This window comes from Abiotrophia defectiva ATCC 49176, from assembly GCF_000160075.2.
GTDB classification, from domain to species: Bacteria; Bacillota; Bacilli; order Lactobacillales; family Aerococcaceae; genus Abiotrophia; species Abiotrophia defectiva.
In genome coordinates, this window is sequence record NZ_KI535340.1 from 1458795 (window position 1) to 1484026 (window position 25232).

Consider the following 25232-nt stretch of genomic DNA (forward strand, 5'->3'; position numbering starts at 1 on the left):
TTTTGATAGGATTATTTGGTGACTGGAGAGGCTTTATGTTATAATTGAACTAACAATTTTATCCTTTTCGAGGGTAAGGAGGTTAATAATATGAAACACTTGACTAAGCATTTGTTAGTTGGCTGTTTAGGATTGAGTTTTCTTGTCAACTATACGGGCCAAAGTGTCGCTGCACGCCCACCCATTTTAGATACTTCCTCTGAGGAAAGTTCTAAAGCAAGTGAGGGAAGTTCACTGATATCTGAAGAGACTGAGCGTATGACCTTCCCTGAATTACAGGATAAGCTAGAGAAAGCGCGACAAAAGGTGTTAAATGTTAAACTCACCGCAAAGACCTCTCGAAAAACTAAGGAGATGTCTGTGCCAAGTGAAGATGCCTATATAGCCTGGAACAAATTTGAAGTCAGTGATGACCAGAAGAGTGAGCCGATACTTTCCTTTAATCATGAAGAATTCAATTTGGCTGGCATACTCAAATTTGAGTATTACTTGACTAAGAAAGCTCAAGATGACTATCTTTTGTATACGAAATCAGAGAACGATCAGGCTAGATATAGGCAGATAAGTTCTCCCTTTGCCTATGTCAATTACCAGGATATTCTTACGTCCATTATATTACTTGACGCCCCATACTCTAAGGTTGAACTTAAGGGTTCGAGTTATCATGTCTATATCAGTGACAAGGACCAGTCCTTAACCCACCTTTTCCTCTTTAGTATTGGGCGAGATAAAGTCGGTCAAGAAAAAAGTAGTCTTGAGCTCATAATCGACCAGAAGGATTTTAATCTTAAGGGCTTAAGCTATTACTATCAAGACGATCAAGAACAGCGGTCCGCAGAGCTATCGGTAGCAGATATTAATCAAGTCTCTGAGAAAAATCTGACCTTGGCTCCATGGACGCAAGAGGCTGTCTTGGAAGAGGACAGCAGTTCTGATAGGTCTGAATCAAGTGATGAAACAAGTGAAGCTACCGACTCTAGCCAAAGTCGTGACTCCTCTCCTAAGGCTAGTCAAATCATGGAAGAAGCATGGCGAGAGCGGCTACTTTCTTCGGTTTTCATGTCCTTCGAGAAAATTATCTTATCAGATGACAAGACCAATGTCACAGCCTTAGAAGGTGATATGGCCTATGATAAGGTTGGGCAAATCATCGGTCTTCATTACTTTGGTATTCTAGATCATAGCTATCCTGATGGACGTTTCGTTGAAATCATAAAGAGCTTGAATGACAAAACCTTTTATGGGCGTCTCAATACCCAATGGTACACGGTATCGGCAGCTAAAACAGAGGATATCAAACCAGAATACCAGCGTCTGCTGACAGTCTTAGCAGACAAAAAGTTAACTGAAAAAATGACCCTTGAAGAATCGGAAACAAGTTACTTGCTGAAATTGCAAGGCCATGAACTTGGGCTCCTTGGTAAACTGTCAAGAGACTTGCTAATGGATTTGACGGAGACAGACTCAAATGAAAGGCAAGGTAAGTTTAGTTTGACTTTAGAAGTTTCTAAAAAGGAACATTATCTCCAATCACTTGATTTGAAGGTAGAGACCCAAATAGGAGGGAGCCCTCAAATCCAGCATGCTAAAATTTCCTTTAGTCGCCATAATAAGGTCTCAGATATGAAATTTGAGCTTCCTAGCGAGGCCAAAGATGCTAGACCAATTGAAGAGCTCTCATCTTCTGAAGAATCGAATTGGTAAGCTTGTGTAAATAGTTTTCAGACTTTAGTGAAAGTGCTATAATAGACTTAGAAACTTGAGAGGAGGAATAACTCGTGTATCTACTTATCTTGTTGGGGGTTGCTTTTGCGACGGCAACGCTCTTCTTCAAGCAGAAGTTGCCGACAGCACTTTTAGCATTAGCTTCCTTTGCTTGGTATTTTGAAGCTTGGCAGTCTGACGGACTCTTACCCTTTATCATTTTCTCAGTTGGGGTAGTGATGGTCATCTTAGAGTTCTACTTACCACAAACAGGTTTTGCCGGTCTTATTGGCTCAGTTGTCATGGGCTTGGTACTCCAATACCACACACAGAATTGGCAAGAGACCTGGCTCTTACTCTTCGGGATTGGACTTGTCAGTGTGACCGTCTTCTTCGTCCTATTGAAGTTGGGCCTGTCTATTAAGGTCAATGAAGCCTTAATTCTAGATGCGCAGATTAACTCTCATGCTCGAGGAAGACAAGGAGACCAGGCAGCTAGCGCCGATCACCCACTCATTGGTCACTCAGGACATGCTATTTCAGATTTGAAGCCGATCGGTAAAGTCGAAGTAGATGGCCAGGTCTATGAAGCGCGGAGTGCCCACAACTTTATTAGTCAAGGGGCGACGATTGCGGTTCAAGCTGTCAGCCAAGGGGCACTTGTTGTTAGAAAAGGAGGAGAAGCATAATGAATGGATGGATTCCATTAGGTTTATTAATTGTCGTCTTATTAGTACTGATTAGCCTCTTCTTCCGCTTTGTACCAGTAGGTTTATGGATTACCGCCTACTTCTCTGGTGTTAAAGTGGGGATTGGGAATTTAATCGGGATGCGTTTGCGGCGGGTTGTGCCAAAAATGATTATTAACCCAATGATTAAGGCAACCAAAGCAGGCTTAGTCATTAATACAAATGAACTTGAAGCTCACTACTTAGCAGGTGGGAATGTCAACATGGTCATTGATGCCTTAATTGCGGCTCAACGTGCCAATATTGACTTGGAATTCGAACAAGCAGCTGCCATTGATTTGGCAGGGCGTAACGTTTTTGAAGCCGTTCAAGTATCGGTTAACCCTAAGGTAATTGAAACCCCAATTATTGCGGGTGTAGCTATGGACGGGATTGAAGTTAAGGCCAAAGCCAAAGTGACTGTTCGCGCCAACATTGAACGTTTAGTCGGGGGTGCTGGTGAAGAAACCATCATTGCCCGTGTTGGTGAAGGGATTGTTACGACCGTAGGTAGTGCCGCTAAGCACTCCATTGTCCTAGAGAACCCAGACTCTATTTCCCAAACTGTTTTACGTAAAGGTTTAGACTCAGGGACTGCCTTTGAGATTCTATCCATTGATATTGCGGACGTTGATGTGGGCCGTAACATCGGGGCTAAATTGCAAGCTGACCAAGCTGTAGCAGACAAGAAGATTGCTCAAGCTAAGGCTGAAGAACGTCGTGCCTTCGCGGTTGCCCAAGAACAAGAAATGTTGGCCGAAGTACAACGCATGCGAGCTAAAGTGGTTGAAGCAGAATCTGAAGTGCCATTAGCTATTGCCGAAGCTTTCCGTAAAGGCAACTTAGGTATTCATGATTACTATCAATTACAAAATATCCAAGCCGATACTGCTATGCGTGAATCCATTGCTAAGGATGAAAAACCAGCCGGCGACACAGTGATTTCTGAATAGGACACTTAAGTCATGATGAAAGGGGAGTGAACCAATGAGAGGCTATATCTTTTTGATGATTTTCCTTGCGTCTTTCCTCATCCCTAAAATTCGGGACATGATTCGTGATAATGCGGCGGGTAAGCAAGCAAGATTCCGCCAGAACCCAATGCCTCAAGTAGACCCTCAGTATTCACTAAGAAATCTGTCAGCTCAATTGAATGTGCTCATGGCTGCCGCACAGGATCCTAATCTTACTGATCAGGAGAGAGCCTCATTAGAAGATAAGATTGATTATCTTAACCAAGAATTAGACCAAGCTCTAGGTGCTGAGGAAATTGAGGCTGATAATCTCTTACAAGCAAAAGGCGAAGCTGGCCAGTCTATGTTGGACGAGGTTGAATTTGATCAGACTCAAGCTCAAATGGAAGCGTCCTTGGCTGATCAGTGGGGTGACAGTGACCAAGATTGGTCCTTGGCCGAATCTGATGCAGATGCCATTCAACTTGAACGTATAGGTGCTTCTAATCACCACCATACAGGGCGTGGTTCTAAACTCACCAAGCTCAATCGCAAGAACCTTAAGGATGCGGTTATTTATAGTGAGATTCTCAAACCAAAGTATCAATCTAAATGATATGGAATGGAGGTAGGAAGTGATTCCTGCCTCTTTTTGTGTATAGTTAGACACAAAATAATCAGGAAACTTGCTTTTATTGCTTAAAGTGCTAGGATGAAAGTAGGATTACTATGTCCAGAAAAGAGGGATGACTAAATGTCAGATTTTAAACAGTATATTAAGAATATCGGCCATGTTGATTTTGAGCTCCAACCTCTCAATGAGGTGGATATTGCAGTTATGGTTGAAATGGTCTATCTCAAGTTAGATGATTATGTCAGTCATGTTATATCCGAATCAAAAGCCATTTCTGTGATGGATTTTTACCAGCAGTTTGCTCAAGACAAAAAAGAAATTCAAGAAGAAAATCCTTTCTTAATTTCCAAGGGACGGCTTGAGGTAGCCAAGGCCGCAGCCCAAGCATCACGCTATCGTAATATTCAGATTTTCGGCTTTCAATCCGACTTAGACCTCAAGTTAGAGAAGCAGTTTGCGGCGGCAACCTTCTATATTCCGGAAGTTAATACCTATTTGGTAGTCTTCCGTGGGACAGATGAAACGATTGTGGGTTGGAAAGAAGACTTCAATATGAGCCACCAAACCCAGGTGCCGGCTCAGGATGCTGCTAGAGAATACCTGACCAAAGTCATGACTGAATTTGATGGTCAATATATTATAGCCGGTCACTCCAAAGGAGCCAACTTAGCAATTTATGCCGCTAGTCAACTTGATAAAAAGTTACAGAATCAAGTGTCGGCTATTTATGCTTATGACGGCCCTGGATATCAACGTGAATTTCTAGAGTCAGAGGGCTATTTGGGCATTGAGTCCAAGATTCATGCCTTCCAGCCAGAGGATGCGGTGGTCAGTCAGATTCTCTTCCATACAGTTCAAGCCAAGGTGGTCGCCTGCAAAGGCATTAGTATGATGCAACACCTGCTAGAGAACTGGCAAATTGATAAGGTGAGTTTCAAGGAAGTAGAGTCGGTAACTCCAGGTAGTCAGCGTCTTCAAGCTACCCTTGGGCAATGGGTTGACCAGCATTCTGCCCAAGAGTTAGAAGAATTCTTCGGTGCCATATTTGGCATTATTGAGGCTACAGGTATTGAAACCTTGAATGAGATAGGCGACAATTTCCTCATGTTTCTTATCTCTCTACAACGTGAAATTCGTGATACAGAAGATAGTGACTTGCTTAAAGAAGGATTTGCTCAGCTCCAAGCCATCTATAAGGAGCAGGGGGATGAAACAAACGCTAACTTCTTGGAAGTTGTCCAAGGCAAGATAGATAGTGCAGCAAACTTCATCAAGGACCTAGTTCCTGACGCCCTATTGCCAGGTAAATCTGAAGATAAGCAAGTAGAAGAAGAAGGGGAGCCACAAGCTAACAGCGAGGAAATAGAGCATGGCGCGATTTGATTATGAGCCTCTCAATCTCTATGATAATTTTGCGACCGCAAGTCGTAAATGGCCTCATGTTCCCATTTATTTTGATCAGATTTTAGCTGCTTTCCCGGAATTAGGTCTTGAAACTAGCTATCAGGATGCTTTAAAATCCATTGATCGATGTGCTAAGCAGTTAGCAAGATTAGGTATCAAGCCTGGCACTAAGGTCATGGTCTACAAATCGCCCGCTTTTGATACCTATCTTTTAGCGCTTGCTTTAACTAAACTTGGTGCGGTGCCAGTTATGGTGTCCTATCACTTAGGAGCTGAGGTTATTAAGGTCTTCGGTCAAAGACTGGGGCAAGGACATGCCTTAATTTACGATCAGAAAACGGCTAAAAATGTGTCACAACTTGCCACTCCAAATGGCTCAAGTTACTTAAGTCTTGACTCTATACTAGATGCGAAAGAAGTAAATGAGCTTGAGTCAACTAAATTCGATTTAGATGCCATTGCCTATATGACGCATACTTCAGGCACAACAGGAGTTCCCAAGCTTATCTGCCACTCTTACCGCAGCATGGGCTGGCGAACCCTCTGGCAGAAGCGGGTCCTAGACCAAATGCAGGAGAGAAAGCTGTGTAGCTTCCTAGTCAGTCCGGTTCATTCTCGCTTCAATATTGGAGTTTCCAGCCTTATGTCTTTGGGCTTTCCCATGATGCCGCTATCGAATCCTGACCTAGCTTCAGTTGAGGCTGCTTTCAGAGCACATCCACCCTACGCTGTAGAAACTCATCCTAATCATTTTGTCCAATGGCGTGGTCTAGCGCAGGACAAACCGGAACTATTCAAGGAGACTAAATACTTTCATTCGACCTTCGATGCCATTAATGGCGATACCATGGCGTCCTTCTTGAAGGCAGCTAAGGCTAACCATCCTGTCTTCCTACAGGTCTACGGACAAAGTGAATGTGGGCCTATGATTTTAAGATCCCATCGCTTAAGAAGCTTAGCTAATCTCGAAGCCAGAGACATGGGACTAGGCCTAGGCGACTTAACCAAGGCCAGAATATGTGATGCTGAGGGTAATCCTGTCAAACAAGGCCAACCAGGCCATATCCAACTCTATTCCAGAGGCAGGGCTCTAACTTACTATCAAGAAGAAGGGCGCTTTGCTGAAAATGTTTATGGTGACTGGTGGGATAGTGGGGACCACGGTTATCTAGATCAGCGGGGCCATCTCTTTCTTCAAGATCGCCAAGTGGACCTAGTGGAGGCCTTACCTAGCACACTGGCAATAGAGGATAGGCTATTGGATAAATTAGATTTCTTGGCTGAAGCAGTCATTATTAGAGACCCCAAGGGCTATGCCCAGCCAGTTATTGCCATCAAGGATGGTATGAGCATAGACTGGCAAGCCTGGTGGCACTTGACTGCGGATATGCCTCACCTCAACCAACCGATTATTATGGAGTGGAGCGATATTCCCCGAACTGCGACCATGAAAGTTCAACGTCTAGCGCTTAGACAAGAGCTATTTAATTGAGTAACTAAGAGATATAATGCAAGGCTTGACCTAACTTAGGCCTTGCTTTTTCTTTTGAGATGGTGTATATTGTATAAGGTTGCATCACTTGATGCACCAATTCGCACGTTCGTTGATAGTGAGGACGGTGCTTGGGTAACCAAGTTTCCTTGCTAGGTGACACGTTCGGAGGAAAAATATTAAACCAAATGGAGGTATAGAAATGTCAGTAATTTCTATGAAGCAATTATTAGAAGCTGGTGTACACTTCGGTCACCAGACTCGTCGTTGGAACCCTAAGATGAAGCGTTACATCTTTACAGAACGTAACGGTATCTACATCATCGACTTACAAAAAACTGTTAAATTAGTTGACGAAGCATACAACTACATGCGTGAAGCAGCTGCTGACGGCGGTGTAGTACTCTTCGTTGGTACTAAGAAACAAGCTCAAAAAGCTGTTGAAGAACATGCAGTACGTTCAGGTCAATACTACATCAACCACCGTTGGTTGGGTGGTCTCTTGACTAACTGGGATACTATCCAAGGCCGTATCCGTCGCTTGAAAGCAATCGAAAAAATGGCTGAAGACGGGACCTTCGAAGTACTTCCTAAGAAAGAAGTTATCGAAATCCGTAAGGAACAAGAGCGTTTAGAGAAATTCTTAGGCGGGATTAAAGACATGCCAAGAATTCCAGATGTTATCTTCATCGTGGACCCTCGTAAAGAGCGCATCGCGGTTCAAGAAGCTCAAAAATTAAACATTCCAATCGTTGCTATGGTCGACACTAACTGTGACCCAGACGAAATCGACGTAGTAATCCCATCTAACGATGACGCTATCCGCGCTATCAGCTTAATCGCTGGTGCTATGGCTGACGCTGTTATCGAAAGCAACCAAGGGGTTGTAGAAGCTGTCGCTGAAGAATCAACTGACAAAGCTTTCTTCGACAACTTGTTCGAATCAAACGAAGGCCAAGAAGCCTAAGCGTTACTTAACTTAGTATAAGCATGAACTGTCTTAATTCAGGAGGATAACCATAGGCTCAAGGCTAGGGACCTGTGTTGAGACAGTTTTTTATAAGACCTGAGGAGGAAACAAACAAAATGGCAAACATTACTGCAAAATTAGTAAAAGAATTACGCGACATGACTGGCGTCGGTATGATGGACGCTAAAAAAGCTTTAGTTGAAGTTGAAGGCGACATCGACAAAGCGGTAGACTTCTTGCGTGAAAAAGGTTTAGCTAAAGCTGCTAAAAAAGCTGACCGTATCGCAGCTGAAGGGGTTACTGCTACTTATGTAGACGGCAACACTGCTGCCTTGATCGAATTGAACTCTGAAACTGACTTCGTGGCTAAGAACGACAAGTTCCAAGCTTTAGTAGCAACTGTTGTTAAAGCTATTGCTGAAGCAAAACCAGCTACTATGGAAGAAGCTTTAGCTGTTAAAGTTGGCGACAAGACAATCGAAGAATTAATCTTAGAAGGTACAACCGTTATCGGTGAAAAACTTTCTCTTCGTCGTTTCGAAGTATTATCTAAAGCTGATGGCGATGCTTTCGGTGAATACCTCCACATGGGTGGCCGTATTGGTGTCTTAACTGTTATCGAAGGTTCTGACGATTCTGTGGCTGCTAAAGACGTTGCCATGCACGTTGCAGCGATCAACCCACGTTACGTAAGCCGTGAAGATGTATCTGAAGAAGACTACAAACACGAAGAAAAGATCCAAACCGAAATCGCCCTCAACGAAGGCAAACCAGCTAACATCGTTGAGAAAATGATTAAAGGTCGTATGAACAAATACTTAGCTGAAATCAGCTTAACTGAACAAGCATTCGTTAAGAATCCTGACCAAACAGTTGCTGAATTCGTAGCTTCTAAGGGCGGCAAAGTGAAAACTTTTGTCCGTTATGAAGTCGGCGAAGGTATGGAAAAACGTCAAGATAACTTTGCAGACGAAGTGGCTGCCCAAATGGGTAAATAAGCTCGTCTAATTGACTAAGCCCCAAGTGATTGGGGCTTTTTCTGAAAAACGGACTCATCAGGCAAATCAAGGTAAGGAGTAAGGAAAATGGTAGAACCGAAATACAAACGTGTCGTCTTGAAATTAAGCGGCGAAGCCATGGCTGGACAATCTGGCTTTGGTATTGATCCAGCAACCATCAAAGAAATGGTCAAGGAAATTAAAGAAGTTCACGCCTTAGGCGTAGAAATCGCCATTATTGTCGGTGGTGGCAATATTTGGCGAGGGATTACAGGGGCTGAGATGGGCATGGAACGGGCGCAAGCCGATTACATGGGCATGTTGGCGACTGTCATGAACTCCTTAGCCTTACAAGATGTTCTGGAGAACAATGGCGTGCCAACTCGGGTTCAAACCTCTATCGACATGCGCCAAATTGCGGAACCATTTATCCGTCGTCGTGCTATCCGCCACTTGGAAAAGGGCCGCGTGGTTATCTTTGCTGCAGGTACCGGGAACCCTTACTTCTCAACTGATACTCTAGCCGCTTTGCGCGCTGCGGAAGTGAACGCAGACGTTATCTTGATGGCTAAGAATAATGTGGATGGCGTCTACGATGCTGATCCACGCCAGGATGCCAATGCAACTAAGTTCGACAACTTGTCCCACTTAGATGTTATTGCTAAGGGCCTAAAGGTTATGGACTCTACCGCTAGCTCCCTCAGCATGGATAACGATATTCCATTGGTTGTCTTCAACTTGAATGAACCTGGTAACATTCGTCGGGTAGTTTTGGGTGAATCCATCGGGACGGTCGTTGGCGGCAAATAATGATTTTTAAGAGCGTCTCCTAGTCTCTGAGGCGCTCTTTTTGGATAAAAATAGGCTATACTCAAGCTAGATTAAATATGCTATAATAAGTTAGTACAAAATATGCAGGAGGCTGTCTCAATGACTACTGAATTAATCAAAGATACTAAGCAACGTATGCAAAAGACCGTTGACGCCTACCAACGCGAGTTAGGTTCTATTCGGGCTGGGCGTGCTAATGCCAGCATTTTAGACCGTATTAGCGTTGAATACTATGGCGTGCCAACTCCCCTCAACCAATTAGCATCCATCACCATTCCAGAGGCGCGTATGCTTTTGATTACGCCTTATGACAAAGGAACCCTAGGGGATATCGAGAAAGCAATCTTAATGAGTGATGTGGGCATTACGCCATCTAACGATGGGTCTGTGGTGCGTTTGGTCATTCCTGCCTTGACCCAAGAGCGTCGTCAAGAATTGGCTAAAACCGTTGGTAAGGAACAAGAAGGGGCTAAGGTCCGTGTTCGTAACATCCGTCGTGATGCCATTGACCATGCTAAGAAGGCAGAGAAGAACAAGGAAATCACCGAAGATGATTTGAAAGGTCTGGAAAAAGACATTCAAAAGTTAACAGACGACTTCGTCAAAGAAATCGAAAAATTAACGGCTGAGAAAGAAAAAGAAATCTTAGAAAAATAAGACTTTATCGACGTGGATTCTGTTGTATAGCAGGATTTGCGTCTTTTTTTCTTACCTAAAAAATGCTATAATGAAGTTAGTTAATAAACTTACATAGGAGGGGACTTGTTATGTTAACCTATATTGTAGGTGCCGGCGCAATGGGTTGCCGTTTCGGCTACCAAATGGCTGAAGCTGGCCAAAAAGTTGTCTTGTTCGATGGCTGGCAAGATCACATTCAAGCAATCAAAGAAAAAGGACTAATTATTACCGGTGACCAAGACAAGACGGTAGCCTTAGATATTCGGCCTTTTGGTCAGGATGCGTCTGTCTGTGACCTCATGATTCTTTTCGTCAAAGCCCACCAATTGGAGACAACCTTGCAGGAAACGGCTCACTTACGTGATCAGCACACCAAGGTTTTCTGTTTACTTAATGGTTTAGGACATGAAGAAGTCATTAAACGATACGTGGATCCACACAATATTATGATGGGGGTAACCGTTTGGACTGCTGTCCTTCTTGGTCCGGGGCAAGTTCGTCTCAAAGATTCGGGAACCATTAATTTCTGTGCGCTTGACCCAAGCGGTAAAGAAGTTGGCCTAGAGGTAGAAGCTTTACTTAACCAAGCTGGGCTTAATGCGACATATGACCAAGAAGTCTTTAAGGCTATCTGGACTAAGGCCTGTGTCAATGGGACCATGAACTCTACTTGTGCCTTAACAGATTGTACCATTGCAGAGTTCTTCTCTTCGGAAGAGGGGCGCTTAATCGTTCGTCAACTTATGCACGAGTTCATCACTGTAGCCAAAGCCAAAGGTATCGCCCTCGATGAAGAGAAAATCTACCAGTACCTTATGGACTTATCTGTTAAGCTAGCAGGTCACTATCCATCTATGCACCAAGATCTGGTTCAACAAAAACGCCTAACTGAAATTGACTACATCAATGGGGCTGTTGCACGTATGGGGGCCGACTTAGGCATTGATACACCTTACTGTAAAATGGTGACGGAGTTCATCCATGTTAAGGAGCGACAAATTGGGGTGCGCGCCTAGTAACTAAGCCCAAAGGCTTGACACTTAGGCTCTTTATGGTATAATGAATACAGTCGAAATCAAGTTGGAAAGGAGTGAGCGGTGACGCTTGCTCTTTTTGCATGAGAGAATGAGGTGAACTATGAGTGCAATTTTAGATAAGGTGACACCAGCCATTACCGAGATAGTAGAAGCCAACGGCTGCTACTTGGTTGACATGGAATATGTCAAGGAAGGTAAGTCTTGGTTCCTTCGCATCTATGCGGATAAACCAGGACGGATTGACATTGATGACTGTGCGGCCATCAGTGAGCAAATCAGCGAACATCTGGATAGTATTAAGCCTGATCCATTTCCTGAGGCTTATTTCTTAGAGGTCTCATCACCAGGGGCGGAACGGCCATTGAAAACTGATCAAGCCTTGCGAGAGGCAATAGGTGAGTATGTGCATTTAGACTACTATGCGCCACAACACGGTGCTAAGAGCCATGAAGGGACTTTAGAAGCTGTGACAGATGACAAAGTTGCGCTGACTGTCCAAATTAAAACTGTCAAAAAACAACTAGAAATCGAACGCCAAGCCATCGCCAAAGCGCGTCTGGCTATTAAGTTCTAATAGACTACTGGAGGATAGACAATGAGTAAGGAACTTGTTAAAGCAATGCAGGTTTTAGAAGAAGAAAAGGGGATTTCTCGCCAAGTCATTAAGGAAGCCCTGGAATCTGCCTTAGCTCTAGCATATAAGAAAAACTATGACCAAGCCCAAAACGTGGAAGTCCAATTCGATGAGAATAAGGGCACCATTAAGGTCTACTCGGTCAAAGAAGTTGTAGAAACCAACTATGATTCGACCTTAGAAATCAGCCTAGAAGAAGCGCTCAAGATTAACCGCGCTTACGAAATTGGCGACAAAATCAAATTCGAAGTGACACCTAAGGACTTCGGTCGTATTGCGACTCAGACAGCTAAGCACGTCATCATGCAACGTATTCGCGAAGCAGAGCGGGAAAACATCTTCGAAGAATTCAGCCAATATGTAGATGAAATCATGACCGGGACGGTAGAACGTCAAGATCACCGCTTTATCTATGTCAATATTGGTCGTGTGGAAGCTATCATGCCACTTGGAGAACAAATTCCTAGCGAACAATTTGAACCTGATCAACGTATTAAGGTTTATGTAGCCAAGGTTGATAAGACAAGCAAGGGCCCACAAATCGTGGTCAGCCGTGCTCACAATGATTTCTTGCGCCGCCTCTTCGAACAGGAAGTACCAGAAATCTACGATGGTACGGTTGAAGTCATGGCCATCGCTCGTGAAGCAGGTGACCGTGCCAAAGTAGCAGTGCGTTCACGCGACAAGAATATCGACCCTGTTGGGACCTGTGTGGGCCCACGTGGTCAACGTGTTCAAGCCATCGTTAACGAACTCAACGGCGAAAACATGGACATCATCGAATGGAATGAAGATCCAGTTGTCTTCATCCAAAATGCTTTGAGCCCTGCTCAAGTTATCAAGGTTGATTTCAACGAAGAAGCGCATGCTTGCATCGTGGTAGTACCGGATAACCAATTATCCTTGGCCATCGGTAAACGAGGTCAAAATGCCCGCCTTGCTGCTCGATTGACTACCTATAAGATTGACATCAAGTCAGAATCTTCTTATGCTGACTACTTAGAAGAGCAAGCCGCCTTAGCCTTAGAAGCTCAAGCTGCAGCTGAAGCCGCTCAAGACCAAGATTCAACAGATGATTCTGTAGTCGAGGCGCGTGATCAAGCTGTAGAAGCGGAAGAGGCAGTGCTTGAAGCTGAACCTGCTAGCGATCAATAAGGCTAAGTGAAGGAGGGGACCCGATGCAAACGAAGAAACAGCAAGCACCACGTAAGGTGCCAATGCGTAAATGTATTGTATCCCAGACCATGTTCCCTAAGAAGGAACTGGTCCGGGTGGTCAAATCCAAAGAAGGACAGATTTCGATTGACCCAAGCGGTCGTCAAAATGGTCGTGGTGCCTATATTGGCCTAGACCGCAATCTAGCCTTGGAAGCCAAGAAGAAACGGACTTTTGACCGTGCTTTCAGTATGAAAGTGGAAGACGCCTTCTACGATGAGCTCTATGCCTATATTGATCATCAACAGGCGCGTAAAGAATTACTATGACACCAGAACAAAAGAAATTGAACATGTTAGGCTTGGCCAACCGGTCGGGTAACCTGATTAGTGGTGACGAACTGGTCGAGAAAGCCATTAAACGCGGACGTGTTGCCTTGGTCCTCTGTGCCCAAGATGTCAGCGACGCCACCAGTGCACGTTATCAGGATTGGTCCCAGCGCTATCATGTTCCACTAGAAATGACATTTAACCGAGAACAAATCAGTCACGCTGTGGGAAAGACTCGTTCGATTGTGGCCATCACCAATCAGGGCATGGCCAAGACCTATCTTTCCTACTAGCCCTACTGACCATTTCTTAGGAATAGGAAGGTGAGACAATGACAGTTAGTCGCGTATATGAATTTGCCAAAGCGCATAATATGAGCTCTAAGGCTGTATTAGAATTGGCTAAAAAGAATGGTATTGAATTCAATAGCCATATGTCCTCCATGACCGAGGGCCAAACTCAAGAATTGGAACGCTTATTGCGTCAACCAAAAGCTGCGCCTGCAGAGAAAGCAGCATCTAAACCAAAACAAGACAAGCCAGCACCTAAGGCTAAGTCTGAAGCTAAGCAAGGCCACAAACAAACCGACAACAAGGGCCAAAATCAAGGCCACCAAGGTCACAAGCAAGCTAAGAAGCCACATGGCCAGGAGTCTGCTAAAAACCACGAAGGCCAAGCCAAGGCTAAGCCTGAAGGCAACCGCCACAATGGCCAACAGTCTAACAACCAAAATCAACGTCACAATCAAGCAGACTTTGATGGCAATCGTCGGGCTGGCGGTAGCCGCCGTAAGAACCGCGGTCGTCACAACCGTCAAAATGCCAACGTAACGGAATCCAAGGGGATTACAGCGCGTAAGCATAAGGAATTGCCAGAGAAGTTAGTTTACACGGAAGGCATGAATATCCAGGAGATTGCTAAGCTCTTCCACCGTGACGCCAGTGAAATCATCAAGAAACTCCTCATGCTAGGAGTTATGGCCAACCAAAACCAAGCCCTTTCCAAGGAAGTCATTGAATTAATTGCCATGGAATATGGGGTAGAAGCGGAAGAAAAAGTGGTCATTGATAATGCTGACTTGGAACGTCACTTTGCCCAAGAAGAAATTAAGCCTGAAAACTTAGTAGCACGTCCACCAGTTGTAACCATCATGGGTCACGTCGACCATGGTAAAACCACGCTCTTGGACCAATTGCGTAACACCAATGTGTCTGAAGGCGAAGCCGGCGGGATTACCCAACATATTGGGGCCTACCAAGTTAAGATTAACGACAAGTTAATTACCTTCTTGGATACACCTGGTCACGAGGCCTTCACTACCATGCGTGCCCGTGGTGCTGATGTTACCGACATCACTATTATCGTGGTAGCAGCAGATGACGGGGTCATGCCACAAACAGTTGAAGCCATCAACCACGCTAAAGCGGCTGAGGTTCCAATCATCGTAGCTATTAACAAGATTGATAAGCCAGGTGCTAACCCTGATCGTGTCATGCAAGAATTAACCGAGTACGGTTTGATTCCTGAAGCATGGGGTGGGGAAACCATCTTTGTGCCAATTTCTGCCAAGTTCAATCAAAACATTGAAGAACTCTTAGAAATGATTCTCTTAGTTTCTGAAGTGGAAGAATTGAAGGCTGATCCTAATCGCTTGGCTATCGGGACCGTTATCGAAGCTCGTTTAGACAAGTCTCAAGGGTCAACCGCAACCCTCTTGGTACAACAAGGGACCCTAAATGTCGGTGATCCAATCGTTGTCGGGAACACCTTTGGTAAAGTCCGGACCATGGTTAACGATGCCGGTCGTCGTATTCGTCAGGCTGGTCCAGCTACACCAGTGGAAATTACTGGTTTGAATGACGCCCCACAAGCAGGTGATCTCTTTGTCGTCTTCCCAGACGAAAAATCTGCGCGTGCAGCGGGTGAAGAACGTGCTAAACGTGCTCAATTGGCTATGCGTGACCTTAAGAAGAAGGTGACCTTGGACAACTTGTTCGAGAGCCTGCAAGAAGGCGAGCTCAAGTCTGTTAATGTCATCATCAAAGGGGACGTACAAGGTTCCGTTGAAGCCTTGTCCGCTAGTCTTCAGAAGATTGATGTTGAAGGCGTCCGCGTGGACATTATCCACCAAGCGGTAGGGGCCATCAACGAAAGTGATATCACCTTAGCTCAAGCTTCAGGTGCCATCGTAGTCGGCTTTAACGTCCGTCCTACGCCACAAGCGCGTTCCTTGGCTAACGATAACGAAATCGATATTCGTCTTCACCGCATTATCTATAATGTCATCGAGGAAATCGAAACAGCCATGAAGGGTATGTTAGATCCTGAATACGTGGAAGAAATTACCGGTCAAGTAGTTGTTCGTGAAACCTTCGTAGTTTCTAAGGTTGGGACCATTGCAGGTTCTTATGTCTTAGATGGTTTCATCCAACGTAACAGCAAGGTTCGGATTATTCGTGACAACATCGTCATCTACGAAGGCGAATTAGCAAGCCTCAAGCGCTTCAAAGACGATGCCAAAGAAGTATCTAAGGGCTTTGAGTGCGGGATTATGATTGAAAACTATAACGACATTAAGATTGACGACATCATCGAACCATACCGTATGGTTGAAGTCAAACGTAGCTAGGAGGGAGTAAGCCTATGGCAAACTATCGTGTAGGCCGTGTTCGCCAAGAAATCATGCGTGAAGTCAACCGTATTTTGCTACGCGAAGCCAAAGATCCGCGTATCGAAGGCGTGACTATTACCGATGTGGACTTAACTGGTGACTTGCAACAGGCTACCATCTTCTACTCAACACTCAGCGATAAGGCGGGGCAACGTCAGAAGACGGAAGCAGGGCTTAAGGCTGTAACTGGTCTGGTTCGAAGTGAACTGGGCAAGGTTCTCAAGCTCTACAAGACACCTGAAATCCGCTTTGAACGTGACCGTTCGGTGGATTACGGCAATCGTATTGATCAATTACTCAATCAAATTCACCAAAAAGATCAAGCAGAATAAACCAAAGAGACTAGGTCAGCCTAGTCTCTTTTTTATGCGCTAAAATGTGACCATGTCAGCACAAGTATGAGGAGGGCGACTTGTTTAACTAGCCTATTTAACCTATAATAAGAGTAAGATATTTTGCTAAAGAGAAGGTGACATCCGTGAATATTGAAAACCAGATTCAACAGAGTCAAGTCGCACATTTATCTCAGCTTCTTACAGATGCTCTTGAGCGAGCCTTTACTTCCATGACCTCACCCCAACAGCAAGCCTTATTAGCCAAGCTCAAGCATTTAGCAGACCAAGGAGACTACGCAGCCTATGTGGCGGCTATTCAGCCCTTGGCTGAAGAAGATTTGGCGCTAGTAGCCCGTTACTTTTCGGCCTTGCCACTCTTGATTAACATTGCGGAAGACGTTGAGTTAGCAAGTCAAATCAAAATGAAACGTTGTCGTCACGCTGATTTAGAAGGGGAGTTGCCCGCTACTTTGGCCGCCATCAAGCAAGCAGGCAAGGGACAAGTTCTCCAACGTCCCATGACCATTGAGCCAGTTCTCACTGCTCATCCTACTCAGGTCCAACGTAAGTCCATGCTAGATCTCATGGATAAGCTTTACGGCTTATTGACGGACTATCGCAATACAAGGCCTGAGTTTTTAGACCGTCAGGCTTGGCAACACGAGCTTGAAGCAGTCATCGAAATTATCTTAGGTACAGACTTGATTCGTGAACAGAAGTTACAAGTCGCGAATGAAATTGCCAATGTTATGACCTATTATCAGAAATCTCTGATTGAAAGTATCACGGATATTACCCTCAATTATCGGCAAGCCTTGTCGGATCTGGAGATTGAGTCTCAGCAAGTTCTGCCCATTACCATGGGCATGTGGATTGGCGGGGATCGCGACGGCAATCCCTATGTCACCGCCGAAACCCTTAGATTGACCGCCAGCATTCAATCACAAGTCATTTTAGACTATTACTTAAGCAGTCTGGACCAACTTTATCGTCGCTATTCTTTCTCGAGTGATTTAGTTGCTGTGACGCCCGAATTAGCTGCATTAGCGGAAGAATCTGAAGATTACTCAATTTTCCGCCAAAAAGAACCCTATCGTAAAGCCTTAAACACTATTAAGAATCGCCTTTGCGCTAGCAAAGCCTTGATTTTAGGGGAGGCTTGTCAAGTAGAAGCCCAAGCCTATCCAGATGCTGAGAGCTTCAAGGCTGATTTAGTCCTTGTTTCAGAGGCGCTTAAAGCCGATGGTAAGGAGTCACACACTTTAGCTCCTCTAGAATCCTTAATTGTCTGTTTGGAAATCTTTGGTTTTCATTTAGCTAGTATCGATCTGAGACAGGACTCTAGTATTAATGAAACCTGTGTAGCTGAATTATTGGCACAAGCCAAGGTGGAGGAAGCTTATAGTCAGCTAGACGAAGCCAGCAAGGTTCAATGCCTCTTGCACCAGCTAACCCAAGAGCCACGTCGCTTATCCAGCGCCTTAAATCAAGCATCAGCTATTCTGACTCGTGAGTTGGCTATTTACCAAGCTGTCGCGGACCTACAAAAACGCCTAGGACACCGCATCATTAAACGCCACATTATTTCCCATACTACTTCCGTCTCAGACTTACTAGAACTGGCCTTACTCTTCAAAGAAGTGGGCTTGGTCGGACCCGACTTTGCTCATGTCCAATTAGTGCCACTCTTTGAGACTATTGAAGACTTAGAAGAAGCTCTAGAGGTCATGACCACTTACTTGCGCCTGCCTCTTGTTCAGAAATGGTTAGCAAGCCAAGATTGGTGTCAGGAAATTATGCTGGGCTACTCAGATTCCAACAAGGATGGAGGCTATCTGGCATCTGGTTGGGCCCTCTATTTGGCTCAGAATAAATTAACTCGTTTGGGCAAGCAGGAGGGCATTACCATTAGCTTCTTCCACGGTCGTGGGGGAACGGTCGGACGTGGCGGTGGGCCAAGTTATGAGGCGATTATGTCGCAACCTATTGGAACCATTAACCGTCTTATGCGAGTAACAGAGCAGGGCGAAGTCATCGGGACCAAGTATGGTAATCCCGATACAGCCTATTACCAATTAGAAAACATGTTAGTCGCTTCGCTCTCTCACGTCCTCTTAGCACATGAGGTCCATGACAGCAGTCCTTACGAGGCAGTCATGAATCGCTTGGTTGACTGGAGCTACCAAGCCTATCGTCAGCTTGTTTTTGCAACACCTGGCTTCTCTGAATTCTTCTTCCAAGCAACACCAATTAAGGAAGTGAGCCAACTCAATATTGGCTCTCGTCCAGCCTCACGTAAGAAAGTGACCGATATTGATGGCTTGCGGGCTATTCCTTGGGTCTTCTCTTGGTCACAGAGCCGCATGATGTTTCCAGGTTGGTATGGGGTTGGGACTGCCTTTCAACGTTTTATCGAGGAAGACCCTAGTCATCTAGCATTGTTGCAAGAAATGTATGCTGAGTGGCCATTCTTCCGAGCCTTACTGTCAAATGTAGACATGGTCTTGGCTAAGTCTGATATGGAAGTGGCCTCTTACTACAGCCAACTAGTTGAGGAACCTGAGGGACAAGCTATTTTCCAAAAACTAGAGGCAGAGTGGCAGCGTACTAAGGATCTCCTCTTACAAATAGAAGGGGAAGAACAGCTCTTGGCACAAAATAATTACTTGCGTGACTCCTTAGCCATGCGTCTACCTTACTTCAATGCCCTTAATTACTTACAGGTAGAACTGATTAGACGGTCCCGCCAAGAGGCGCTCAGTCCTTTGGCTAGCAAGATTCTGCACATCACCATTAATGGGATAGCGACAGGCTTGCGTAATTCAGGTTGATAGCTCTTCAAAAAGCACTGTCTAAGCGGATTTGTTAGTCTTTTGGGGCTAAATCTGATATAATAAATCGTTATTAAATTTAAAGGAGCGTCGCAACCTATGTATCACGGAATCTTGGTAATCAATAAACCAGTTGGCATGACCAGTCACGATGTTGTCTTTAAATTACGCAAAATTCTCAGAACCAAACGCATTGGCCACACCGGTACCTTGGATCCTAACGTAGCAGGCGTCTTAGTCTGTTGTATAGGGCAGGCTACTAAGCTAGTGGAGGATCTCATGGACGGACAAAAGGGCTACCGAGGTGAAATTACCTTAGGATTTTCTACCGAGACAGAGGATGCCGACGGGGCGCCTGTCGAGCGGAAGCGACTTGAAGATCCAGTGTCTGATGCCGAAATTGACGCCGCTATGGCGACTTTTCTGGGAGAAATTGTTCAGATTCCACCTTACTATTCGGCAGTTAAGGTAGCCGGCAAGCGCCTCTATGAATATGCCCGTGCGGGTCAGCAAGTAGAACGTCCGCGCCGAATAGCTCGGATTGACCGCTTTGAACGACTGGGGGCCAGTGAATTCGACCCACAAGAAGGTCTACAACGTTGGTCTTTTGATGTTCAATGCGGTAAGGGGACCTATGTCAGAACGCTTGCAGTTGATTTAGGCGCTAAGTTAGGCTATCCAAGTCACATGTCCCATCTGGTCCGCTACCTAACGGGGGGCTACAGCCTGTCTCAGGCCCATAGCCTAGAAGAAGTAGCCCAAGCGGCAGATCAAGGGCGGGTGGGCCAGATCCTAGTGCCACTGGATCAAGCGATCAACTTCTGCCCACACTACCACTTGCAAGATTCAGAGTGGCCTATGGTCAAGAATGGGCAGGTTGTGCCAGGCACGGCCTTCAGCCAAACTATTCAGCAGGCCACTGCTTGCTTCTACCAAGGCAAAGTACAAGCTATTTATGGACCACATCCAAGCAAACCCGGCATGGTCAAGCCTTTAAAGATGTTTACCTATGAAGAGGAGTCACGATAGACAACATGGAAATTATTCGTATACACCATCCAAATATTCCGCAGCTTAAGGGGCCTATTGTCCTAGTCTTAGGCTTCTTCGATGGCGTGCACCGGGGGCATCAGGCAGTCATTCAAGCCGGACGCCGCCAAGCAGACCGTTTAGGCCTACCTTTGGCGGTTATGACCTTCAACCAACATCCTAAAATCGTCTATAGTCGCCTGACCGCAGCCGAGATGGATTACCTGTCAGACTTAGACCGTAAGATGGACTTGCTTGAAGCTAATCAGGTGGACATGGTCTTCTTAGTTGACTTTACCTATCCCTTTGGCTCCCAATCTCCTCAGGCCTTTGTTGAAAATTACATTGTCGGGCTTAAGGCTCAGGTGGTGGTAGCGGGCTTTGACTATACTTATGGTCCAAAGGAAGAAGCCAACATGTCCACCTTGCCACAACATGCGGCTGGTCGCTTCCAGATTATTGAAGTGCCTGAACTTGTACTTAATCAAGAGAAAATTGGCTCGACGCCCATCCGTGAACTCTTACTAGAAGGGAAAATTGATGAGGCCAATTTGGCTCTAGGCTATGTCTATGAGACAAGTGGTGTAGTTGTTCATGGTGAGAAGAGAGGGCGAACCATTGGATTCCCAACGGCTAATATTCGTCCCCAAGCTGGCCAAGTCCAACCAGGGCCGGGTATCTATGTGGTCGAGATTCAAGTCAACGGCATTTGGCATCAAGGCATGGCGTCGATTGGCTATAATGTGACCTTTGAGACGGATACCGGTTTGACCTGTGAGGTGCATATTTTTAACTTCAACCAGCTCATTTATGGTGAAACTGTCAAGGTGCGTTGGCATCACTACCTCCGTGGCGAAGTCAAATTTGAATCAGTGCAAGGCCTGATTCAACAACTGCAGGCTGACCAAGCGGCTTCTCAAGCTTACTTCCAAGAAATCAAGAAGGAGGGTTAGCATGCAAGCCAAGGCCGCCTATATCCATATTCCTTTCTGCAAGAAAATTTGCCATTATTGTGCTTTTAATAAGTTCTTCTATGATGGTCAACCAGTTGGGGATTATCTGGCTTCCTTGGACCAGGAAATGGCTGCCTATGATTTGGATCAAAAGCAGCCCCTGGATACCCTCTACATAGGCGGCGGGACCCCAAGTTGCTTGTCTCTATCTGAGTTAGACTACTTGCTAGCTTCTATTCACCGGCGCTTGCCCCTGACGGACAAGACCGAATTTTCTTTTGAGATTAACCCAGGTGAACTTAGCCTAGAAAAATGCCGTTTGCTCAAAGACCAAGGAGTCAACCGTATTAGTATGGGAGTCCAGACCTTCAATGACCGACTGTTGCGTAAAATCGGACGTAACCATCGGGAAAAGCAAATCTATCAGTCCATTGACTGGTTTCGTCAGGTAGGCTTTGATAATCTCAGTATTGATTTGATTTTTCGCCTACCAGAGCAGACTTTGGCAGACTTCGATGAGAGCTTAACCAAGGCCTTATCCTTGGATTTGCCGCATTATTCCCTCTATTCTCTGATTATTGAGAATCAGACGGTCTTTCAGCAGCTCATGCGTCAGGGCAAATTACCCCTACCTAGCGAGGATGTAGATGCTGATATGTTCCAATTAGCCATTGACCGGCTGAGGGAAGCAGGAATTGAGCAGTACGAAGTCTCTAACTTTGCTAAACCTGGCTTTGAATCGCAACACAATTTAGGTTATTGGCGTTATACGCCTTATTATGGCTTTGGGGCGGGGGCCCATGGATTCTTAGATGGCACCCGCTACTACAATCACGGACCTGTTCACCATTATCTCAAACAATTGAGAGCGGGCAATAAGCCCATTATTGACGCCAGTCCCCTGGACTTAGTGGACCAGATGGAAGAATTTCTTTTCTTAGCCTTACGGACCACGCAAGGTGTCTGCCTGACAGACTTCTATGACCGCTTTGGCCATCGCGCAGAAGTTTTGTTTGCTGATTTCTTCAGACAGCAAGCTGAGCGAGGACTTTTAATAGAAGAAAGTAATCGCATTTATTTAACTACAAGAGGACTTTTCCTAGCCGATCTAGTCTTTCGGGACTTAATTGGCTGGCTCAAGGAGAGACCACAAATAATGAATAAGGAGGATTAATTGATGAATCGTAAATTTTTAAAGAATTTATTTCTAGTAGTAGTAGGGAGTTTAATCTTCGCCTATGCTATTAATTTGTTACTCTTACCTAACCATATGGGGGAGGGCGGCGTGACCGGGGTCACTTTGCTACTCAAGTATACGCTAGGTTGGGATAACGCCATTACTTACTGGATTATCAACGTGGTCCTCTTGATTATTGGCTGGCGCTATTTAGAAAGAGAAACCCTCTATCTAACCATTGTTTCAGTGATGTGTATTTCTATCTTCCAGAAGATTCTGCCTTCCACAGGCTTTATTCCAGATAACTCTATGATTATTCCTCTTATGGGTGGGGCCATGATTGGGGTAGGGCTTGGTTTGGTCTTCCTAGGCGGCGGGACTACTGCTGGGGCTGACATTATTGTGATGATTCTTAATAAATACTTTGGGATTAACACCTCTGCTGGCTTCCTCATGATTGATACGGTCGTCGTACTTTCAACTTCCTTTGTTATCGGCCTAGAAAAGACTGTCTTAACCTTAGCCATGTTGGTTGTCTTTACCCGCATCATGAACTTCATCTTAGAAGGTTTCAACCCTAAGAAGTCCGTTACCATTATCTCCAAGGAATCGGATAAAGTGGCACAGGCTATTTCCCAACGCATTCAGCGTGGGATCACCATCCTCAAAGGGGAAGGTTACTACACCCGCAATGAGAAAGATGTCCTCTTCATTGTGCTTAGCCGTAACCAAATCCTGCCTCTGCAACGGACGGTGCTTGAGATTGATCCAACTGCCTTTATGATTATCTCCAATGTCCAACAAGTACACGGGGAAGGCTTCTCATTCTATCTAGATGCTGAGACTGGTCAACAGATTCCTCATCGCTAAAAAGCTTATAAACTCGCGCTTTTGACCAGTGCGAGTTTTTATTCTGAGTAAAATTAGCACTCTAATAAAAAGAGTGCTAAAATTTATGACCAAAAGGGTTGACAGGGGGTAAAATAGGGTGTATACTAGCATTAGCACTTGAGGTAAAAGAGTGCTAAAAAAGAGGTGAGAACAATGTTAACAGCCAGGCAACAACAAATTTTACAGTTGATTGTGCAGCTGTATGGCCAGTATGAAGAACCGATTGGGTCTAAGACCCTGCTTCAGAAGAGTCTATTGGATGTCTCACCGGCAACCGTACGAAACGATATGTTGGCACTTGAGCGCATTGGCTATCTCAAGAAGGCTCATTCTTCTAGTGGACGGATTCCATCCTTTGATGGCTACCGCTACTATGTAGATCAACTGATTGAGGATCAAGCAGATATTCAAATGGCCAAGCAAGATAGTGAAGTAATTCAATCTATCTTCCGAGATCGCCATTTTGACGCTATGCAGCACGCCCAATTGGCGGCTGATATCTTGGTCTCCTTAACTGGCTATACGGCCGTCGTTTTGGGAGAATCCAAGGAACAATATCATTTAAGTGAGTTCCGCTTGATACAACTTAGCGAGAGTCGGATTGTGGCCATCGTCTTGACTGACAAGGGAAGCGTTGAAAGTGATCTAGTAGATTTACCAAGATCCTTAAGCCGAGAGGACTTGGGTCGTCTGACTCAAGCTATCAACCAGGAAATTGTTGGCTTATCCTTACTAGAAGCACAGCAACGACTTAAATTGACCTTGCCACTCTTGATGCAGCGCTTAGTTGGCTTCCAAGTCGACTTTTCGTCAGTTATCACCAAATTAATGCGCCATTTAAAGGGGCGTAGTTACTATGTCAGTGGTAAGAATAACTTATTCGATTCAGTAGAAGTGTCAGATTACAAGCGACTCTTCAACCTAATCGATGGGTCAGCAGAAATGTTCCAACTACTTGAAGCCAAGCAAGGCTTAGCAGTTGAACTGGGATTGGGAGGCCTAGCAGACGTCAGTCTAGTGACCTCATCCTATCAGTATCAAGCACAACAGGTCATCATCGGCCTAGTTGGTCCCGCTACTATGCCTTATCAGCGTGTACTGGGCTTGATGCATCACATCACGCATGAACTGGCCCATTATTAAGTAGCCATACCCAGAATTACCAAACCCTTAAAGGAGGCGATTACGTGTCAAACACAGAAAAAGAAGTGCTCAAGCAAGACACGCCTGTTCAAGATGAAATGCTTGATAAGATTCAAGACAGTGCTGATCAAGCAGAGGTTCAAGTTGATCAATCAAGCGAGAGCCTAGATCAAGCTATTGAAGAAGCGGAGGACCAAGTCAGTCAGTTAGAGGCTGAAAAAGAAGCTTTATCCGACCAACTCTTACGCTTGCAAGCAGAAATCCAGAACATGCGACGCATTAACCAACGTGAACGCCAAGATGCAGCCAAATATCGCTCGCAAAGCTTGGCCAGCCATCTCTTAGATGTAGCTGATAACTTGGAACGCGCCTTGGCAACCCCAGCTGAGTCTGAAGATGCCAAAGCCATCCATAAGGGCATCGAGATGGTTTATAAGCAGTTCCAACAAGCCTTTGAAAAAGAAGGCATTAGCGTTATTGACCCATTGAACCAAGCCTTTGATCCTAATTTCCATCAGGCAGTTAGTATGATGCCTGCAGGCGAGGGTCAGGAAGCTGATACCGTCATTAATGTCTTGCAAAAAGGCTATATGCTACAAGACCGGGTCTTAAGACCTGCCATGGTCATTGTCGCTCAGTAACAATTTAATGAATA

The 25232-nt window shown here is 45.1% G+C and carries 24 protein-coding genes; all 24 read left to right on the top strand.

All coding sequences use genetic code 11. The features are described 5' to 3' along the window. Nucleotides 1-90 precede the first annotated feature (90 nt). The 24 genes from GCWU000182_RS06725 to grpE all read left to right on the top strand — a co-directional run bounded on the left by GCWU000182_RS06725 (nucleotide 91) and on the right by grpE (nucleotide 25218). Nucleotides 91-1704: a DUF6612 family protein gene (locus GCWU000182_RS06725; protein WP_023392059.1), complete on the top strand. Its 1614-nt coding sequence runs from the start codon at nucleotides 91-93 to the stop codon at nucleotides 1702-1704. A gap of 74 nt (nucleotides 1705-1778) precedes the next feature. Then, the gene (locus GCWU000182_RS06730; RefSeq protein ID WP_023392060.1) at nucleotides 1779-2393 is read left to right on the top strand and encodes an NfeD family protein; all 615 of its coding nucleotides are present in this window, start codon (nucleotides 1779-1781) and stop codon (nucleotides 2391-2393) included. Next, the gene (gene floA / locus GCWU000182_RS06735; RefSeq protein ID WP_023392061.1) at nucleotides 2393-3385 is read left to right on the top strand and encodes a flotillin-like protein FloA; all 993 of its coding nucleotides are present in this window, start codon (nucleotides 2393-2395) and stop codon (nucleotides 3383-3385) included. The genes GCWU000182_RS06730 and floA overlap by 1 nt, the downstream gene beginning before the upstream one ends. A 34-nt stretch (nucleotides 3386-3419) precedes the next feature. Beyond that, nucleotides 3420-4001 carry a hypothetical protein gene (locus tag GCWU000182_RS06740; protein WP_023392062.1) on the top strand — a complete coding sequence of 194 codons (582 nt, stop codon included), beginning with the start codon at nucleotides 3420-3422 and terminating at the stop codon, nucleotides 3999-4001. Nucleotides 4002-4139: 138 nt separating this feature from the next. Then, nucleotides 4140-5402, top strand: coding sequence for an Mbeg1-like protein (locus GCWU000182_RS06745; RefSeq protein ID WP_023392063.1), 1263 nt, complete (start codon nucleotides 4140-4142; stop codon nucleotides 5400-5402). Next, nucleotides 5389-6915, top strand: a complete 1527-nt coding sequence (locus GCWU000182_RS06750) for a class I adenylate-forming enzyme family protein (RefSeq protein WP_023392064.1) — start codon at nucleotides 5389-5391, stop codon at nucleotides 6913-6915. The genes GCWU000182_RS06745 and GCWU000182_RS06750 overlap by 14 nt, the downstream gene beginning before the upstream one ends. Nucleotides 6916-7117: 202 nt before the next feature. After that, entirely contained in the window at nucleotides 7118-7882 is a 765-nt protein-coding gene (gene rpsB / locus GCWU000182_RS06755) for a 30S ribosomal protein S2 (RefSeq protein ID WP_035364286.1), read from the top strand. A gap of 119 nt (nucleotides 7883-8001) precedes the next feature. Beyond that, entirely contained in the window at nucleotides 8002-8883 is an 882-nt protein-coding gene (tsf, locus tag GCWU000182_RS06760; RefSeq protein WP_035364288.1) for a translation elongation factor Ts, read from the top strand. Between the two features lie 87 nt (nucleotides 8884-8970). Then, entirely contained in the window at nucleotides 8971-9693 is a 723-nt protein-coding gene (gene pyrH / locus GCWU000182_RS06765) for a UMP kinase (protein WP_023392068.1), read from the top strand. Nucleotides 9694-9849: 156 nt separating this feature from the next. Beyond that, the gene (frr, locus tag GCWU000182_RS06770; RefSeq protein ID WP_373690453.1) at nucleotides 9850-10371 is read left to right on the top strand and encodes a ribosome recycling factor; all 522 of its coding nucleotides are present in this window, start codon (nucleotides 9850-9852) and stop codon (nucleotides 10369-10371) included. Nucleotides 10372-10481: 110 nt separating this feature from the next. After that, nucleotides 10482-11408: a 2-dehydropantoate 2-reductase gene (locus tag GCWU000182_RS06775; protein ID WP_023392070.1), complete on the top strand. Its 927-nt coding sequence runs from the start codon at nucleotides 10482-10484 to the stop codon at nucleotides 11406-11408. 121 nt (nucleotides 11409-11529) lie between these two features. Continuing rightward, complete coding sequence (gene rimP, locus GCWU000182_RS06780) at nucleotides 11530-12003, top strand: ribosome maturation factor RimP (RefSeq protein WP_023392071.1); 474 nt, start codon at nucleotides 11530-11532, stop codon at nucleotides 12001-12003. Nucleotides 12004-12024: 21 nt separating this feature from the next. Further along, nucleotides 12025-13218 (top strand): transcription termination factor NusA, encoded by a 1194-nt coding sequence (nusA, locus tag GCWU000182_RS06785; protein ID WP_023392072.1) that lies wholly within the window; start codon nucleotides 12025-12027, stop codon nucleotides 13216-13218. A 23-nt stretch (nucleotides 13219-13241) separates the two neighbouring features. Continuing rightward, nucleotides 13242-13547, top strand: coding sequence for an RNase P modulator RnpM (gene rnpM / locus GCWU000182_RS06790; protein WP_023392073.1), 306 nt, complete (start codon nucleotides 13242-13244; stop codon nucleotides 13545-13547). Beyond that, on the top strand, nucleotides 13544-13840 hold the full coding sequence (locus tag GCWU000182_RS06795; RefSeq protein ID WP_023392074.1) for a L7Ae/L30e/S12e/Gadd45 family ribosomal protein: 297 nt from the start codon (nucleotides 13544-13546) through the stop codon (nucleotides 13838-13840). Before rnpM ends, GCWU000182_RS06795 begins: the two co-directional genes overlap by 4 nt. A 38-nt stretch (nucleotides 13841-13878) precedes the next feature. Beyond that, nucleotides 13879-16176 carry a translation initiation factor IF-2 gene (gene infB, locus GCWU000182_RS06800; RefSeq protein ID WP_023392075.1) on the top strand — a complete coding sequence of 766 codons (2298 nt, stop codon included), beginning with the start codon at nucleotides 13879-13881 and terminating at the stop codon, nucleotides 16174-16176. Nucleotides 16177-16190: 14 nt separating this feature from the next. After that, the gene (rbfA, locus tag GCWU000182_RS06805; RefSeq protein WP_023392076.1) at nucleotides 16191-16550 is read left to right on the top strand and encodes a 30S ribosome-binding factor RbfA; all 360 of its coding nucleotides are present in this window, start codon (nucleotides 16191-16193) and stop codon (nucleotides 16548-16550) included. A gap of 137 nt (nucleotides 16551-16687) precedes the next feature. Then, nucleotides 16688-19384: a phosphoenolpyruvate carboxylase gene (gene ppc / locus GCWU000182_RS06810; protein WP_035364293.1), complete on the top strand. Its 2697-nt coding sequence runs from the start codon at nucleotides 16688-16690 to the stop codon at nucleotides 19382-19384. Between the two features lie 99 nt (nucleotides 19385-19483). Beyond that, nucleotides 19484-20413: a tRNA pseudouridine(55) synthase TruB gene (truB, locus tag GCWU000182_RS06815; RefSeq protein WP_023392078.1), complete on the top strand. Its 930-nt coding sequence runs from the start codon at nucleotides 19484-19486 to the stop codon at nucleotides 20411-20413. 5 nt (nucleotides 20414-20418) lie between these two features. Further along, complete coding sequence (ribF, locus tag GCWU000182_RS06820; protein ID WP_023392079.1) at nucleotides 20419-21366, top strand: riboflavin biosynthesis protein RibF; 948 nt, start codon at nucleotides 20419-20421, stop codon at nucleotides 21364-21366. Between the two features lies 1 nt (nucleotide 21367). After that, nucleotides 21368-22540, top strand: a complete 1173-nt coding sequence (gene hemW / locus GCWU000182_RS06825) for a radical SAM family heme chaperone HemW (RefSeq protein ID WP_023392080.1) — start codon at nucleotides 21368-21370, stop codon at nucleotides 22538-22540. A gap of 3 nt (nucleotides 22541-22543) precedes the next feature. After that, complete coding sequence (locus GCWU000182_RS06830) at nucleotides 22544-23413, top strand: YitT family protein (RefSeq protein WP_023392081.1); 870 nt, start codon at nucleotides 22544-22546, stop codon at nucleotides 23411-23413. A gap of 174 nt (nucleotides 23414-23587) precedes the next feature. Then, complete coding sequence (hrcA, locus tag GCWU000182_RS06835; protein ID WP_023392082.1) at nucleotides 23588-24577, top strand: heat-inducible transcriptional repressor HrcA; 990 nt, start codon at nucleotides 23588-23590, stop codon at nucleotides 24575-24577. Between the two features lie 44 nt (nucleotides 24578-24621). Continuing rightward, nucleotides 24622-25218: a nucleotide exchange factor GrpE gene (grpE, locus tag GCWU000182_RS06840; RefSeq protein WP_023392083.1), complete on the top strand. Its 597-nt coding sequence runs from the start codon at nucleotides 24622-24624 to the stop codon at nucleotides 25216-25218. The last annotated feature ends 14 nt before the right edge of the window (nucleotides 25219-25232 follow it).